This is a genomic window from Pseudomonas sp. H2_A10 (genome assembly GCF_054680085.1).
Genome location: NZ_CP162821.1, coordinates 3208214 through 3223255, shown reverse-complemented (window position 1 = coordinate 3223255; position 15042 = coordinate 3208214). Strand labels below are relative to the sequence as shown.

General features: G+C 62.3%; 15 protein-coding genes. 10 read left to right on the top strand and 5 right to left on the bottom strand.

What is annotated here, in order from left to right:
- Positions 1-2: 2 nt before the first annotated feature.
- Genes nuoG through nuoN form a run of 8 tightly spaced genes read left to right on the top strand, consistent with a single transcriptional unit; the run spans position 3 to position 9998 of the window.
- A complete protein-coding gene (gene nuoG, locus AB4O23_RS14960) occupies positions 3-2717 on the top strand; it encodes an NADH-quinone oxidoreductase subunit NuoG (RefSeq protein WP_460063791.1) in 2715 nt (904 codons plus the stop codon).
- Positions 2714-3721, top strand: a complete 1008-nt coding sequence (gene nuoH / locus AB4O23_RS14955) for an NADH-quinone oxidoreductase subunit NuoH (protein ID WP_460063788.1) — start codon at positions 2714-2716, stop codon at positions 3719-3721. The genes nuoG and nuoH overlap by 4 nt, the downstream gene beginning before the upstream one ends.
- 11 nt (positions 3722-3732) lie before the next feature.
- Positions 3733-4281 carry an NADH-quinone oxidoreductase subunit NuoI gene (gene nuoI / locus AB4O23_RS14950; RefSeq protein ID WP_003174725.1) on the top strand — a complete coding sequence of 183 codons (549 nt, stop codon included), beginning with the start codon at positions 3733-3735 and terminating at the stop codon, positions 4279-4281.
- A gap of 9 nt (positions 4282-4290) precedes the next feature.
- Positions 4291-4794, top strand: a complete 504-nt coding sequence (gene nuoJ / locus AB4O23_RS14945; protein WP_017527176.1) for an NADH-quinone oxidoreductase subunit J — start codon at positions 4291-4293, stop codon at positions 4792-4794.
- 2 nt (positions 4795-4796) lie between these two features.
- Complete coding sequence (gene nuoK / locus AB4O23_RS14940) at positions 4797-5105, top strand: NADH-quinone oxidoreductase subunit NuoK (protein ID WP_003174727.1); 309 nt, start codon at positions 4797-4799, stop codon at positions 5103-5105.
- Complete coding sequence (gene nuoL / locus AB4O23_RS14935) at positions 5102-6955, top strand: NADH-quinone oxidoreductase subunit L (protein WP_068934710.1); 1854 nt, start codon at positions 5102-5104, stop codon at positions 6953-6955. The genes nuoK and nuoL overlap by 4 nt, the downstream gene beginning before the upstream one ends.
- A gap of 39 nt (positions 6956-6994) precedes the next feature.
- A complete protein-coding gene (nuoM, locus tag AB4O23_RS14930; RefSeq protein WP_017527174.1) occupies positions 6995-8527 on the top strand; it encodes an NADH-quinone oxidoreductase subunit M in 1533 nt (510 codons plus the stop codon).
- 7 nt (positions 8528-8534) lie between these two features.
- Positions 8535-9998, top strand: coding sequence for an NADH-quinone oxidoreductase subunit NuoN (nuoN, locus tag AB4O23_RS14925; protein WP_017527173.1), 1464 nt, complete (start codon positions 8535-8537; stop codon positions 9996-9998).
- Positions 9999-10089: 91 nt separating this feature from the next.
- On the opposite strand, the gene AB4O23_RS14920 is transcribed toward nuoN, so the two are convergent.
- Positions 10090-10842 carry an outer membrane beta-barrel protein gene (locus AB4O23_RS14920; protein ID WP_017527172.1) on the bottom strand — a complete coding sequence of 251 codons (753 nt, stop codon included), beginning with the start codon at positions 10840-10842 and terminating at the stop codon, positions 10090-10092.
- Positions 10843-11102: 260 nt separating this feature from the next.
- Here AB4O23_RS14920 and AB4O23_RS14915 point away from each other — a divergent pair, with 260 nt between their 5' ends.
- On the top strand, positions 11103-11339 hold the full coding sequence (locus tag AB4O23_RS14915; RefSeq protein ID WP_017527170.1) for a DUF6555 family protein: 237 nt from the start codon (positions 11103-11105) through the stop codon (positions 11337-11339).
- A gap of 31 nt (positions 11340-11370) precedes the next feature.
- Here AB4O23_RS14915 and AB4O23_RS14910 read toward each other — a convergent pair whose 3' ends face one another.
- Positions 11371-11571, bottom strand: coding sequence for a DUF6021 family protein (locus AB4O23_RS14910; protein WP_017527169.1), 201 nt, complete (start codon positions 11569-11571; stop codon positions 11371-11373).
- A gap of 14 nt (positions 11572-11585) precedes the next feature.
- The gene (locus tag AB4O23_RS14905) at positions 11586-11765 is read right to left on the bottom strand and encodes a hypothetical protein (RefSeq protein ID WP_017527168.1); all 180 of its coding nucleotides are present in this window, start codon (positions 11763-11765) and stop codon (positions 11586-11588) included.
- A 126-nt stretch (positions 11766-11891) separates the two neighbouring features.
- On the opposite strand from AB4O23_RS14905, the gene AB4O23_RS14900 reads away from it, so the two are divergent.
- Positions 11892-12413, top strand: a complete 522-nt coding sequence (locus tag AB4O23_RS14900; protein ID WP_017527167.1) for a DUF3087 family protein — start codon at positions 11892-11894, stop codon at positions 12411-12413.
- A 1-nt stretch (position 12414) separates the two neighbouring features.
- On the opposite strand, the gene AB4O23_RS14895 is transcribed toward AB4O23_RS14900, so the two are convergent.
- Together AB4O23_RS14895 and AB4O23_RS14890 are read right to left on the bottom strand one after the other, a co-directional pair.
- On the bottom strand, positions 12415-13548 hold the full coding sequence (locus AB4O23_RS14895) for an MFS transporter (RefSeq protein WP_017527166.1): 1134 nt from the start codon (positions 13546-13548) through the stop codon (positions 12415-12417).
- A gap of 70 nt (positions 13549-13618) precedes the next feature.
- Positions 13619-14983 carry an MFS transporter gene (locus AB4O23_RS14890; protein WP_065877438.1) on the bottom strand — a complete coding sequence of 455 codons (1365 nt, stop codon included), beginning with the start codon at positions 14981-14983 and terminating at the stop codon, positions 13619-13621.
- Positions 14984-15042 lie beyond the last annotated feature (59 nt).

Genomic DNA, 15042 nt, shown 5'->3' with positions numbered 1-15042 from the left:
CCATGGCCACTATCCACGTAGACGGCAAAGCGCTCGAAGTCGATGGGGCGGACAACCTGTTACAGGCATGTCTGTCACTAGGCCTCGACATCCCGTATTTCTGCTGGCACCCCGCGCTTGGTAGCGTCGGTGCCTGTCGCCAGTGTGCGGTCAAGCAATACACCGACGAGAACGACACCCGTGGTCGTATCGTCATGTCCTGCATGACCCCAGCCACCGACAACACCTGGATCTCCATCGACGATGAAGAATCCAAGGCGTTCCGCGCCAGCGTTGTCGAATGGCTGATGACCAACCACCCCCACGACTGCCCGGTCTGTGAGGAAGGCGGTCACTGCCACCTGCAAGACATGACGGTGATGACCGGCCACAACGAGCGCCGCTATCGCTTCACCAAGCGTACCCACCAGAACCAGGACCTCGGCCCGTTCATCTCCCACGAGATGAACCGCTGCATTGCCTGCTACCGCTGCGTGCGCTTCTATAAAGACTATGCCGGCGGCACCGACCTGGGCGTCTTTGGCGCACACGACAACGTGTACTTCGGTCGCGTTGAAGACGGCGTGCTCGAGAGCGAGTTCTCCGGCAACCTCACCGAGGTCTGCCCGACCGGTGTGTTCACCGACAAAACCCACTCCGAGCGCTACAACCGTAAGTGGGACATGCAATTCGCGCCGAGCATCTGCCATGGCTGCTCCAGCGGTTGCAACATCTCCCCGGGCGAGCGCTACGGTGAACTGCGTCGTATCGAAAACCGCTTCAACGGTTCGGTCAACCAGTACTTCCTGTGCGACCGTGGCCGTTTCGGCTACGGCTATGTCAACCGCGAAGACCGCCCACGCCAGCCATTGCTGGCCGATGGCGCCAAGCTGAGCCTGGACGAAGCGCTGGATAAAGCCGCCGACCTGCTGCGCGGCCGCAACATCGTCGGTATCGGTTCCCCGCGCGCCAGCCTCGAAAGCAACTACGCGTTGCGCGAGCTGGTAGGCGCCGAGCACTTCTACAGCGGCATCGAAGCCGGTGAGCTGGAGCGTATCCGTCTGGTGCTGCAAGTGCTGAACGACAGCCCGCTGCCCGTGCCGAACATGCGCGACATCGAAGACCACGACGCGATCTTCGTGCTCGGTGAAGACCTGACCCAGACCGCCGCGCGCATAACGCTGTCGTTGCGCCAGTCGGTCAAAGGCAAAGCCGAAGAAATGGCCGACGCCATGCGCGTACAGCCGTGGCTCGACGCCGCCGTGAAGAACATCGGCCAGCACGCGCTGAACCCGCTGTTTATCGCAAGCCTGGCTGAAACCAAGCTCGACGACATCGCCGAAGAATGCGTCCACGCAGCACCGGACGACCTGGCCCGCATCGGTTTCGCCGTGGCCCACGCCCTTGACGCCGGCGCGCCTGCCGTCGACGGCCTGGACGCTGAAGCCGTGGCGCTGGCCCAGCGTATCGCCGACGCCCTGCTGGCGGCCAAGCGCCCGCTGATCATTGCCGGTACCTCGTTGGGTTCCAAAGCGCTGATCGAAGCCGCCGCCAACATCGCCAAGGCCCTCAAGCTGCGCGACAAGAACGGTTCCATCAGTCTGGTCGTGCCGGAAGCCAACAGCCTCGGCCTGGCCATGCTCGGTGGCGAGTCCGTTGACGCTGCGCTGCAAGCGGTGACCGACGGCCGTGCCGATGCCATCGTGGTACTGGAAAACGACCTGTACACCCGCACCGATGCCGCCAAGGTTGACGCCGCACTCAGCGCCGCCAAAGTGCTGATCGTGGCCGACCACCAGAAGACCGCCACCAGCGACCGTGCCCATCTGGTGCTGCCGGCCGCCACCTTCGCCGAAGGCGACGGTACCCTGGTCAGCCAGGAAGGCCGCGCCCAGCGCTTCTTCCAGGTGTTCGATCCGAAGTACATGGACGCCAGCATCCTGGTTCACGAAGGCTGGCGCTGGCTGCATGCCCTGCGCGCGACCCTGCTGAACCAGCCGATCGACTGGACCCAGCTCGACCACGTCACCGCTGCCGTGGCCTCCAGTGCACCGCAACTGGCGCGTATCGTCGATGCCGCGCCGTCCGCCGCGTTCCGCATCAAGGGCTTGAAACTCGCCCGTGAACCGCTGCGTTACTCCGGTCGTACCGCCATGCGCGCCGACATCAGCGTGCACGAACCGCGTACCCCGCAAGACAACGACACCGCGTTCGCCTTCTCGATGGAAGGTTACTCGGGTTCGGCCGAACCGCGTCAGCAGGTGCCGTTCGCCTGGTCGCCGGGCTGGAACTCGCCGCAGGCCTGGAACAAGTTCCAGGACGAAGTCGGTGGGCATATCCGTGCCGGTGACCCGGGCACCCGCCTGATCGAAAGCAGCGGTGACTCGCTGAACTGGTTCGCCGCGGTCCCGCGTCCGTTCAACCCGGCGCCGGGTACCTGGCAGGTCGTGCCGTTCTTCCACCTGTTCGGCAGCGAAGAGAACTCTTCCAAGGCCGCGCCGGTGCAAGAGCGCATTCCAGCCGCCTACGTGTCGCTGGCCAAGTCCGAAGCCGACCGCCTGGGCGTCAACGACGGCGCTTTGCTCAGCCTGAACGTGGCCGGCCAGGCCCTGCGCCTGCCGCTGCGCATCAACGAAGAGCTGGGTGCCGGCCTGGTTGCGCTGCCAAAAGGCATCGCCGGGATCCCGCCCGCCATTTTCGGCAAAACCGTTGACGGTCTGCAGGAGGCAGCGCAATGACTTGGTTCACGCCGGAAGTAATTGACGTGATCATCTCGGTGGTCAAGTCCATCGTGATCCTGTTGGCCGTGGTCGTCGCGGGCGCCCTGCTCAGCTTCGTCGAACGTCGCCTGCTGGGCTGGTGGCAGGACCGTTACGGTCCGAACCGCGTTGGCCCGTTCGGTATGTTCCAGATCGCCGCCGACATGCTGAAAATGTTCTTCAAGGAAGACTGGACCCCGCCGTTTGCCGACAAGGTGATCTTCACCCTAGCACCCGTCGTGGCCATGAGCGCCTTGCTGATTGCGTTTGCGATCATCCCGATCACCCCGACCTGGGGCGTGGCGGACCTGAACATCGGTTTGCTGTTCTTCTTCGCCATGGCCGGTTTGTCGGTCTACGCGGTGCTGTTCGCCGGTTGGTCGAGCAACAACAAGTTCGCCCTGCTGGGCAGCTTGCGTGCCTCGGCGCAAACCGTATCCTATGAAGTGTTCATGGGGTTGGCACTGATGGGCATCGTGGTGCAGGTTGGCTCGTTCAACATGCGCGACATCGTCGAGTACCAGGCGCAGAACCTGTGGTTCATCATTCCGCAGTTCTTTGGCTTCTGTACGTTCTTCATCGCTGGCGTGGCCGTGACTCACCGTCACCCCTTCGACCAGCCGGAAGCGGAACAGGAACTGGCCGACGGTTACCACATTGAATATGCCGGCATGAAGTGGGGCATGTTCTTCGTCGGTGAGTACATCGGCATCATCTTGATCTCGGCCCTGCTGGTCACGCTGTTCTTCGGCGGCTGGCACGGTCCGTTCGGCATCCTGCCGCAGTTGGCCTTCTTCTGGTTCTTCCTGAAGACCGCGTTCTTCATCATGCTGTTCATCCTGCTGCGCGCCTCGATTCCGCGCCCGCGCTATGACCAGGTGATGGATTTCAGCTGGAGATTCTGCCTGCCGCTGACCCTGATCAATTTGCTGGTGACGGCTGCCGTCGTGTTGTTGAACACGCCAGCCGGCGCGGTTCAGTGAGGATTTGACCCATGTTCAAATATATTGGCGACATCGTTAAGGGTACCGGTACCCAGTTGCGAAGCCTGGTGATGGTGTTCGGTCACGGCTTTCGCAAACGCGACACCCTGCAATATCCGGAAGAAGCGGTGTACCTGCCGCCGCGCTATCGCGGCCGCATCGTACTCACCCGCGACCCCGATGGCGAAGAGCGTTGCGTAGCCTGCAACCTGTGCGCCGTGGCGTGCCCGGTGGGTTGCATCTCCCTGCAGAAAGCTGAAACCGAAGACGGTCGCTGGTACCCGGACTTCTTCCGCATCAACTTCTCGCGCTGCATTTTCTGCGGCCTCTGCGAGGAAGCTTGCCCGACCACCGCGATCCAGCTCACACCGGATTTCGAGATGGCCGAGTTCAAACGTCAGGACCTGGTGTACGAGAAAGAAGATCTGTTGATTTCCGGTCCCGGTAAAAACCCTGATTACAACTTCTATCGTGTTGCAGGTATGGCCGTTGCCGGTAAGCCCAAAGGCGCCGCACAAAACGAAGCCGAGCCGATCAACGTGAAGAGCTTGCTGCCTTAAGGAAGAAAGATGGAATTCGCTTTCTATTTCGCATCGGGTATTGCAGTGGTGTCCACGCTTCGCGTGATCACCAACACCAACCCCGTGCACGCCCTGCTCTACCTGATCATTTCGCTGATCGCCGTGGCCATGACCTTTTTCAGCCTCGGCGCACCGTTCGCCGGTGTGCTGGAAGTGATCGCCTACGCCGGCGCCATCATGGTGCTGTTCGTGTTCGTGGTGATGATGCTCAACCTGGGGCCGGCTTCGGTCGCCCAGGAGCGCGTCTGGCTCAAGCCCGGCATCTGGCTCGGCCCGGTTGTCCTCGCAGCGCTGCTGCTGGGTGAACTGCTGTATGTGCTGTTCGCCCACCAGAGCGGCCAGGCCATCGGCCACACCACCGTGGACGCGAAAGCCGTGGGCGTCAGCCTGTTCGGCCCGTACCTGCTGGTGGTCGAACTGGCGTCGATGCTGCTGCTCGCCGCAGCCATCACTGCCTTCCACTTGGGCCGCAACGAAGCCAAGGAGCAATGACGATGCCTGCTATCCCTTTGGAGCATGGTCTGGCGGTCGCCGGCATCCTGTTCTGCCTTGGCCTGGTCGGCCTGATGGTTCGCCGTAACATTCTGTTCGTGTTGATGAGCCTGGAAATCATGATGAACGCCGCGGCATTGGCGTTCATCGTGGCGGGCGCACGTTGGGGCCAGCCGGATGGACAAGTCATGTTCATCCTGGTGATCAGCCTGGCAGCCGCCGAAGCCAGTATTGGCCTGGCGATCCTGCTGCAGCTGTACCGTCGCTTCCACACGCTTGATATCGACGCTGCCAGTGAGATGCGCGGATGAACATGATCTTTCTGACTTTCGTATTTCCCCTGATCGGTTTCCTGCTGCTGTCGTTCTCCCGTGGACGCTGGTCGGAAAACCTGTCTGCCCTGGTGGGCGTGGGTTCGATCGGCCTGTCGGCCATCGTCGCCGCTTACGTCATCTGGCAATTCAACGTGGCACCGCCCGAAGGCGGCCATTACACCCTGGTGCTGTGGCAGTGGATGTCGGTGGAGGGCTTCAAGCCCAACTTCGCCCTCTACGTCGACGGCCTGTCGATCACCATGCTCGGCGTGGTGGTGGGTGTGGGCTTCCTGATCCACCTGTTCGCGTCCTGGTACATGCGCGGTGAAGCGGGCTACTCGCGCTTCTTCTCGTACACCAACCTGTTTATCGCCAGCATGCTGTTCCTGGTGCTGGGCGATAACCTGTTGTTCCTGTACTTCGGTTGGGAAGGCGTGGGCCTGTGCTCGTACCTGTTGATCGGTTTCTACTACAGCAACCGCAACAACGGTAACGCGGCGCTCAAGGCGTTTATCGTCACCCGCATCGGCGACGTGTTCATGGCGATCGGCCTGTTCATCCTGTTCCAACAGGTGGGCACGCTGAATATCCAGGAACTGCTGGTGCTGGCACCGCAAAAATTCCAGGTCGGCGACTTCTGGATCACCCTGGCGACCCTGATGCTGCTGGGCGGCGCCGTGGGTAAATCCGCGCAACTGCCGCTGCAAACCTGGCTGGCGGACGCCATGGCCGGCCCTACCCCGGTATCGGCACTGATCCACGCCGCCACCATGGTAACCGCCGGTGTCTACCTGATCGCCCGTACCCACGGCCTGTTCACCCTGGCGCCGGACATCCTGCACCTTGTAGGCATCGTTGGCGGCGTGACCCTGGTACTGGCCGGCTTCGCCGCGCTGGTGCAGACCGACATCAAGCGTATCCTCGCCTACTCGACCATGAGCCAGATCGGCTACATGTTCCTGGCCCTGGGCGTCGGAGCCTGGGACGCGGCGATTTTCCACCTGATGACCCACGCCTTCTTCAAGGCCCTGCTGTTCCTCGCTTCCGGTGCGGTGATCGTTGCCTGCCACCACGAGCAGAACATCTTCAAGATGGGCGGTCTGTGGAAGAAACTGCCGTTGGCCTACGCCAGCTTCATCGTCGGTGGTGCCGCCCTGGCCGCCCTGCCGCTGGTGACCGCCGGTTTCTATTCCAAGGACGAAATTCTCTGGGAAGCCTTCGCCAGCGGTAACCGGAACCTGCTGTACGCAGGCCTGGTAGGTGCGTTCATGACCTCGCTGTACACCTTCCGCCTGATCTTCATCACCTTCCACGGTGAAGCCAAGACCGAAGCGCACGCAGGCCACGGCATCTCCCACTGGTTGCCATTGTCGGTGCTGATCATCCTGTCGACCTTCGTCGGCGCGATGATCACCCCGCCTCTGCACGGTGTGTTGCCACAGAGCGTCGGCCATGCCGGCGGCGAAGCTCAGCACAGCCTGGAAATCGCCTCGGGCGCCATTGCCATTGCCGGTATCCTGCTGGCGGCCCTGCTGTTCCTCGGCAAGCGTCGCTTCGTGACGGCCGTGGCCAACAGTGGCATCGGCCGCTTCCTGTCGGCCTGGTGGTTCGCCGCGTGGGGCTTCGACTGGATCTACGACAAACTGTTCGTCAAGCCTTACCTCGCTATCAGCCACGTACTGCGCAAAGACCCGCTCGACCAGACCATCGGTCTGATCCCGCGCGCCGCGAAAGGCGGTCACACCGCCCTGAGCCGAAGCGAGACGGGCCAATTGCGTTGGTATGCAGCTTCCATGGCGGCCGGTGCCGTGCTGGTGATCGGCGCCATCGTAGTGGTAGCGGTCTGATATGAACTTTGCGAACTTGCGAAAGGAAACGAGCCTGTCATGATTCTGCCCTGGCTAATCCTGATCCCCTTTATCGGCGGCCTGCTCTGCTGGATGGGTGAACGCTTCGGCGCCACCCTCCCCCGCTGGATTGCGTTGCTGACCATGTCCCTGGAACTCGCGCTCGGCCTTTGGCTGTGGGCCCATGGTGACTACTCATTCGCTCCGGCACCGGGCGTCGATCCGACCTTCGCGCTTGAATTCAAGCACGTATGGATCCAGCGTTTCGGCATCAACGTGCACCTGGCCCTCGACGGCCTGTCGCTGTTGATGATCCTGCTGACCGGCCTGCTGGGTATCCTCTCGGTACTCTGCTCCTGGAAAGAAATTCAGCGTCACGTGGGCTTCTTCCACCTGAACCTGATGTGGATTCTGGGCGGTGTTGTCGGCGTATTCCTCGCCCTCGACCTGTTCATGTTCTTCTTCTTCTGGGAAATGATGCTGGTGCCGATGTACTTCCTCATCGCGCTTTGGGGTCACAGTTCTTCGGACGGCAAGAAAACCCGGATCTACGCGGCGACCAAGTTCTTCATCTTCACCCAGGCTTCCGGCCTGATCATGTTGGTGGCGATCCTGGGTCTGGTACTGGTCAACTTCAACAGCACAGGCGTGATTACCTTCAACTACGCCGACCTGTTGAAAACCAAGATGTCCCTGACCACCGAGTACATCCTCATGCTGGGCTTCTTCATCGCCTTCGCGGTGAAGCTGCCGGTGGTGCCGTTCCACTCCTGGCTGCCTGACGCTCACGCCCAGGCACCGACCGCCGGTTCCGTCGACCTCGCCGGTATCCTGCTCAAAACCGCCGCTTATGGCCTGCTGCGCTTCGCATTGCCGTTGTTCCCGAACGCCTCGGCCGAGTTCGCGCCGATCGCCATGACCCTGGGTCTGATCGGGATCTTCTACGGTGCGTTCCTGGCCTTCGCCCAAACCGACATCAAGCGCCTGATCGCCTTCTCGTCCGTTTCCCACATGGGTTTCGTACTGATCGGCATCTACTCCGGCAGCCAGCTGGCGTTGCAGGGCGCGGTGATCCAGATGTTGGCCCACGGTGTCTCGGCGGCTGCGCTGTTTATCCTCAGCGGCCAGTTGTACGAGCGCCTGCACACCCGTGACATGCGTGAAATGGGTGGCGTGTGGTCGCGCATCGCTTACCTGCCGGCGATCAGCCTGTTCTTTGCCGCGGCATCCCTGGGCTTGCCGGGTACCGGTAACTTCATCGGCGAGTTCCTGATCCTGATGGGAGCCTTCGTGCAGACGCCGTGGATCAGCGCCATCGCTACCTCGGGCCTGGTGTTCGGTTCGGTTTACTCGCTGATCATGATCCACCGTGCCTACTTCGGCCCGGCCAAGTCCGACACTGTCCTGAAGGGGATGGATGCTCGCGAACTGATCATGGTGCTCGGCCTCGCGGTACTGCTGATCTACATCGGCGTATACCCGCAGCCGTTCCTGGACACTTCTGCCGCAACGATGCATGGCGTGCAGCAGTGGTTCGGCACCGCCTTCTCTCAACTCGCTTCGGCCCGGTAAGAGCGCTATGGAATTCACGATCCAACACTTTATCGCGCTTGCGCCGCTGCTGATCACCAGCCTCACCATCGTGGTGGTGATGCTGGCGATCGCCTGGCGCCGCAATCACTCGCAAACGTTCCTGCTGTCTTGTGCCGGTTTGAACCTGGCCCTGCTGTCGATCATCCCGGCCCTCAAGGTCGCGCCACTGGCGGTCACCCCGCTGATGATGGTCGATGACTTCGCGCTGCTGTACATCGCGCTGATCCTGGTCGCGACCCTGGCCTGCGTCACCCTCGCCCACGCCTACCTCGGCGAAGGCGGCACCGGCTACCCCGGCAACCGCGAAGAGCTGTACCTGCTGATCCTGCTGGCTGCGGCCGGCGGTATCGTGCTGGTGAGCGCGCAGCACCTGGCCGGCCTGTTCATCGGCCTGGAACTGCTGTCGATCCCGACCTACGGCCTGGTGGCCTATGCCTTCTTCAACAAACGCTCCCTGGAAGCCGGCATCAAGTACATGGTGCTGTCGGCCGCCGGTTCCGCGTTCCTGTTGTTCGGTATGGCCCTGCTCTACGCCGAAGCCGGCAGCCTGAGCTTCACCGGTATCGGCCACGCCCTGGCGACCACCAACAGCCCTGCGCCCATCGCCCAACTGGGCCTGGCGATGATGCTGATCGGTCTGGCGTTCAAGCTGTCGCTGGTACCGTTCCACCTGTGGACCCCGGACGTGTACGAAGGCGCCCCGGCGCCGGTGGCCGCGTTCCTGGCCACGGCGTCCAAGGTTGCAGTGTTTGCGGTGATGGTGCGTCTGTTCCAGATCTCGCCCGCGGCCAACACCGGTGTGCTGAGCAACGTGCTGACCGTGATCGCGATTGCATCGATCCTGTTCGGTAACCTGCTGGCCCTGACCCAGAACAACCTCAAGCGTCTGCTGGGTTACTCGTCCATCGCCCACTTCGGCTACCTGCTGATCGCCCTGGTGGCGAGCAAAGGCCTGGCCGTGGAAGCCATCGGCGTGTATCTGGTCACCTACGTGATCACCAGCCTGGGTGCGTTCGGCGTGATCACCTTGATGTCTTCGCCTTACAAAGGCCGTGACGCCGACGCCTTGTACGAATACCGCGGCCTGTTCTGGCGCCGTCCGTACCTGACCGCCGTACTCACCGTGATGATGCTGTCCCTGGCCGGCATTCCGCTGACCGCTGGCTTTATCGGCAAGTTCTACATCGTGGCAACCGGTGTCGAAGCCCACGAATGGTGGCTGGTTGCATCCCTGGTACTGGGCAGCGCCATCGGCGTGTTCTATTACCTGCGTGTGATGGTCACCCTGTACCTGATCGAGCCGAACCTGCGCCGTGTGGACGCCGAGTTGCACTGGGAACAGAAAGCCGGTGGCGTGATGCTGCTGGCCATCGCCCTGCTCGCGTTCTTCCTGGGCGTGTACCCGCAACCGTTGCTCACCTTGGTGCAGCACGCGGTATTGGGTGTGTGATCGTACCGCTGATGCAGTAAAAAAAACGGCGCCCTCGGGCGCCGTTTTTACATTCTGAAGACCACCGCCCCCTCTGTGGCGAGGGAGCTGCTTAGAACGCAATACCTACCTTGACGCCATACTCGTCACGCTTGAGCTTGGTGTTATCGGCGACTTCGGAGTCGGCATCCAGCTTGTACTCGGTGCGGGTGTAATACAGGCCCGCCGTCACCGGCAGATCACCCTTCTGGTTCATCAGCAGGCTGACTTCGGCATAGGGGTTGGTGCGGTCCTTGAGGTCCACGGTGTCGCTGCCCAGACCGTCGACCTTGATTCGCGTGCGGCCATCCAGGGTGCGACGGGCACCGGCTTCGACGCGCAGGGTCATGTCATCGAACTGGTGGTTGTAACCCAGGGCGGCCTTGGCGAATGGCGATTTGTTGGTGAGTTCCAGATCGTTGTCGTTGGACTCCAACTCGTAACGGGTCCAGCTGTAGCCACCGCCCACGACCACGTCTACAAAATTGCGCGCATCGAGCGCGGCACGCCAGCCGAGGTCGAGGTCGGCCTGGCCTTCCTTGAGTTTGTTGTCGCTCTTCTTGCCGTACTTGGCTTCGATACCGGCCTGGTAAATAAAGCCGGATTCGGCAGTGAGCTTGTTACCGAAGTTATAGAACAGGCCCGCCTGCGGCATATGGTCTTTATCGCTTTCGCTACCGCCCTCCAGTTTGAAGTCGTTGTAGCTGCCCAGGATCCCGAAGGTCGAAATCGGGTCGGTGGACGGGGCGGCGAACACCACGGCCGGCGCGGCAACCAGCGCCAGCAATGAAGAATTCTTGAGGAATGTTCCGAATAGCCTTGACATCGTTTTACATCTCCTTGTTGGTTGCAAATTATTCAGGAACCGGTTCGAGCGCAGGTTGACGCAAAAGGTTCGAAAAAAATGCACCCAGTTGGAGATAAAACGGTTCAGCGACGCCTCTAGCTCAAGGCTCCCGGCGATCAGCCGCGATCCTTGTGCACGAGGCGAATGGGCCACTATGCCGCCGCCGTGTGCAGGTTGTCATTTTGAATGAACCTTCTTGAACGCATTTGCCTCCATTTAAAACGAGACAGGGAGGCAACATGAGTAGCGCAAAAATCTACACCGTCCACTACCAATTGCACGGTAAACCGAAGTCTTTTGTGGTGCGCGCCGAAGTGATGAATAACGCCGAAGCCTGGCACTGGGCGGCGGTGGATGCCGATATTGCGCACGTCAGCCGCATCGGCCGTGTGGGCCACGAGCAGGTCAAAAAAACCACCCGGCCCTGGGCGGAAAAGTACGGGATCAGCGACGTCACCTGGGTAGCGCCCAAATAAACGAAGGCCCCGCTCGACGGCGGGGCCTGCGTCACTTCTTCAGGTCGCCCAACGGGTCATAGGGCGGTTTTTTTTCGGATGGCTGCTTCTTGTCTTTGTCCAACGGCGCGATCGCCGGGCCGATGGGGTCGACCTGCGGGTCGGCAACGTCCGGCGAGTCCGGGTCGAAGCCCAGTTCGTCCTTGCCGCTGGCGTGCTCGCTGGAACGCGGGCCTTTCGGAGGATTCGTCATGGCAGTCTCTTCTGTCAAAGCGGGCGGGCTTTGTCGTGGAGGTTTTCCAGGTCTTCTTCGACCCGCTCCACGTCGTCATTTTGGTCACGCTCAGCCGGGTCATTGGGGCGCAACGCATCGTTGTCACGCTCTTCTTCTCCGGGTGTGCGGTCCGGGTTGGGTGTACCCGGTGGTGGCTGCTTGTATTCGGGCATGATGGTTCACCTCATGAACATTGGTGGCCTGGCTGAATTTAGAGAACGCCGCCGCCGGCATCGTTCAACTTGTTTGCCCAGGCGTGCGATGATGCCACCCCGCCACCCTCTGGAGACCTTACCCGCATGTTCGAACTCAAAGCCTGCGACCCCGTCACCTACCGCCAACAGACCCGCCGCAGCACGTTGATCGTCGCCGTGCTATTCCTGGCCTTGGCCATGCTGCTGTCGAGCGCCGCGGTGATGCTGTTCGGCGAGCCCGGCGCAGACAACTTTCGCTTCAATGTCGGCGGTGTATTCGCCGGCGTGCTGATCACCGTTGCCCTGGTACGCGGCCCGTTCTGGAGCCAGCCATGGCTGGCGCCGGCGGTGTATGGCTGGCAGCTCAAGCGCAGCCTGATGCGGGTGACCAACGTGATGCACAAGGTCACCGAGGGTGTGCAGGCCAACGACCCGACGGCGATGAAGGTGTTGCGTTTCTATCACCTGGGACTGACGCAGATGCACGCGCTGGACGCCAATTCCAGTGCCCAGGCGCAACTGGTCGGCGAGATGCAGGCCCATCAAGCCAAGCTGCAGGCGCTGGGCATCGACACCGCACAAAACCGCTTCGATCCCGCCTGGCTGGAACGCCTGAAGAGCGCCTGAGTCAGTTCGCCGACGGGCCAGCCCGCCAGCAGAACAGCGCACTCACGGCAATCGCCGCCCCGGCCACGCCAAATACCAGGGGCGCCGAGGCCACCGGCAACAGCAGGCCCGCCAGCAGCGGGCCAAGGCCTGCGCCGATGTCCCGCCACACCGCATTGGAGGCCAGGGCCGACACGCGCATCGCGCCGGGGTTGCGCTCGGCCACCAACGTCGTCACCAGCGGCAGTTGCAGTGCGCGCAGCACCAGCACCGCGGCCGCGCCGACTATCACCCAATAGCTGCCGAACGCGCTCAGGGCCAGGGCACTCAGGAACGAAAACAGCAGCAACATCGAGGTGGCGCCAAACCGTTGCGCCGCGCGACCGCCCAGCGGGCTCAGGAGCATTTCCGAGACATAGCGCAGCGCCATCAAGCCACCGGCAATCAGCACCGCATCGCCCCCCAGCAGCTTTTGCGCCTGGATCGACAGGCCAAAGATGAACAACCCATCCAACGCCACGCCTTCGATAAACGACCACATCGCCACGCTGTCGGGAAACTTGAAGCGCCGCCCCGAGCTGTTGTGCAAGTCATGGGCGGCGCCCGGCAATCCCCGCGCCGCCCACACACCCAGCAAGCAGCAGGCGGCGAGAATCAGAAAGATCGGTCGCGGCCCCACCCATAAGGTCAGCCAGCCGCCGAACGGCAACGCCAGCATCGGCCCCCAGGCGATCAACGCGCGTGAACGCCCGGCCCGGCGTGCGGCGCCGACGGGCTCGGAGGTCGCCAGCACTTGGGTCGACAGGTTCAACGCCGCGAAACACAAGCCCCACACCAGCCGCAGCCCTAACAACGCGGCAAAACCCGACAGCACCGAGTTGCCCACGGCGCACAGCGCAGCCGCACCGGCGGCGATCATGCAGGTCAGGCGATCGCCGTTGCGCGCGTAGAAGTTGAGTACATGCCGATAGCCGAAAATCCGCACCAGGCGGTTGGCCGCCAGCAACACCCCGGCCTGGGCCAAGGTGATGCCGAACGCCTGGGATTCCATGGGCAGCAACAGGTAGAGCAACACGTCGCTGGGTAAACACAAAGCCAGGGTCAGCGCGGCGCGGCGGGAGGTGGTGTCGGCAGTGCGTTGAGCCTGGCTGGACATAAATCTGAAACATCCCGAAATATTCAGGCCGCCACGGTAGCCTTCCCGAACGCTGTTTTACAACGCCCCATCAGGGTTTTTTCCCGTAGGGCAACAAACGCAAACCGCTGGCCACACTGCCCACCAACGCAAACGCGCAGCCCAGCCACAGCGCGTAGTAAGGACCGCTGCCCAAGGACAAGTGGAAACACAAAGCCACCAAGGAAGCCCCCAGCGTTTGCCCAAGCAAACGTGAAATCGCCACGATGCCACTGGCCCCACCGCTGCGCGCCAACGGCGCACTGGTCATCAACGCCTTGAGGTTGGGCGACTGAAAGAAGCCGAAACCGGCGCCGCACAAGGCCATGCGCCAAGCGATATCGAAGGCGGACGCGCCATTGCCCAACGTCGCCATCGCTGCCATGCCCGCGCTCAACATCAACAGGCCGATACCGCACAACAAGCCCAGGGACACGCGGTCGGCCAAGCGCCCGGCAACCAGTGCCATCACCGCTACCACCGCCGGCCAGGGCGTCATCAGAAAACCGGTTTCCACCTGGCTATGGCCAAGCACCGCCTGCAACAGAAAGGGCAGCGAAACAAAGGCCAGGCCCTGGGCGCTGAAGGCGCAGATCGCCGTGAGCGAGGACAGGGCAAACACCGGGCGCTTGAACAGGTCCAGCGCCAGCATCGGTGCCGGATGCCCCGCCTGACGACGCAACAACACCCCACCGCACACCAGCGCCACGGCGACCAGCCCCAGGGTCAACGCGCCCTGGGCACCGTGTACCGCCGTGCCCAGGCCCAGCACCAACAAGGCGAACAGCCCGGCACACAACAGCGCCGCCAGACCATCAAACGCATGCCCGGTCATCGGCAACGTCGGCAAGGAGCGCAGGCCCAAGCCCAAGGCGAGCAACCCCAGCGGCACGTTGATCAGGTACAACCAGTGCCAACTGGCCACCGACAGAATCGCCGACGCCGCGGTCGGCCCCAAGGTGAAGGCCAGCCCCACCACCAGCGAGTTATAGCCCAGGCCACGTCCGAGCATGGTTGACGGGTAAATGTGCCGCAGCAGCGCGGTGTTCACACTCATGATCGCCGCCGCCCCCAGGCCCTGCGCTACCCGTGCGGCCGTGAGCGTGACCAGCGAACCGGCCAACCCGCACAACAACGACGAGACGATAAACAGCAGCAGCCCACCGAGGTACACCCGCCGGTGCCCGAGCACATCGCTCAACGAGGCAAATGGCAGGACCGTGGCGATAATCGCCAACTGGTAGGCATTGACCACCCAGATCACCGAGGCCGAATCGGTGCCGATGCCCTGCGCCAGCGTCGGCAATGCGGTGTTGACGATGGCCGTATCGAGCGTCGCCATGCCGATCCCCAGGGAAATCGCGATGACCGCCGGCAGGCGTTTATTAAGGGGCAGGCCATCGGCAACAGAAGACATGAACGAACCCACGCGGTGATAAGGCCGCCAGATTAAGGGCGGCGCAGATTTTTTTCAGC

What these genes read in the sequence shown, in the direction of transcription:
- nuoM (WP_017527174.1), top strand. Translation starts at nt 6,995, where the DNA reads ATGATTCTGCCCTGGCTAATCCTGATCCCCTTTATCGGCGGCCTGCTC.
- AB4O23_RS14910 (WP_017527169.1), bottom strand. Translation starts at nt 11,571, where the DNA reads ATGACGAATCCTCCGAAAGGCCCGCGTTCCAGCGAGCACGCCAGCGGC.
- nuoJ (WP_017527176.1), top strand. Translation starts at nt 4,291, where the DNA reads ATGGAATTCGCTTTCTATTTCGCATCGGGTATTGCAGTGGTGTCCACG.
- AB4O23_RS14920 (WP_017527172.1), bottom strand. Translation starts at nt 10,842, where the DNA reads ATGTCAAGGCTATTCGGAACATTCCTCAAGAATTCTTCATTGCTGGCG.
- nuoK (WP_003174727.1), top strand. Translation starts at nt 4,797, where the DNA reads ATGCCTGCTATCCCTTTGGAGCATGGTCTGGCGGTCGCCGGCATCCTG.
- AB4O23_RS14900 (WP_017527167.1), top strand. Translation starts at nt 11,892, where the DNA reads ATGTTCGAACTCAAAGCCTGCGACCCCGTCACCTACCGCCAACAGACC.
- nuoN (WP_017527173.1), top strand. Translation starts at nt 8,535, where the DNA reads ATGGAATTCACGATCCAACACTTTATCGCGCTTGCGCCGCTGCTGATC.
- AB4O23_RS14905 (WP_017527168.1), bottom strand. Translation starts at nt 11,765, where the DNA reads ATGCCCGAATACAAGCAGCCACCACCGGGTACACCCAACCCGGACCGC.
- AB4O23_RS14915 (WP_017527170.1), top strand. Translation starts at nt 11,103, where the DNA reads ATGAGTAGCGCAAAAATCTACACCGTCCACTACCAATTGCACGGTAAA.
- nuoG (WP_460063791.1), top strand. Translation starts at nt 3, where the DNA reads ATGGCCACTATCCACGTAGACGGCAAAGCGCTCGAAGTCGATGGGGCG.
- AB4O23_RS14895 (WP_017527166.1), bottom strand. Translation starts at nt 13,548, where the DNA reads ATGTCCAGCCAGGCTCAACGCACTGCCGACACCACCTCCCGCCGCGCC.
- nuoL (WP_068934710.1), top strand. Translation starts at nt 5,102, where the DNA reads ATGAACATGATCTTTCTGACTTTCGTATTTCCCCTGATCGGTTTCCTG.
- AB4O23_RS14890 (WP_065877438.1), bottom strand. Translation starts at nt 14,983, where the DNA reads ATGTCTTCTGTTGCCGATGGCCTGCCCCTTAATAAACGCCTGCCGGCG.
- nuoI (WP_003174725.1), top strand. Translation starts at nt 3,733, where the DNA reads ATGTTCAAATATATTGGCGACATCGTTAAGGGTACCGGTACCCAGTTG.
- nuoH (WP_460063788.1), top strand. Translation starts at nt 2,714, where the DNA reads ATGACTTGGTTCACGCCGGAAGTAATTGACGTGATCATCTCGGTGGTC.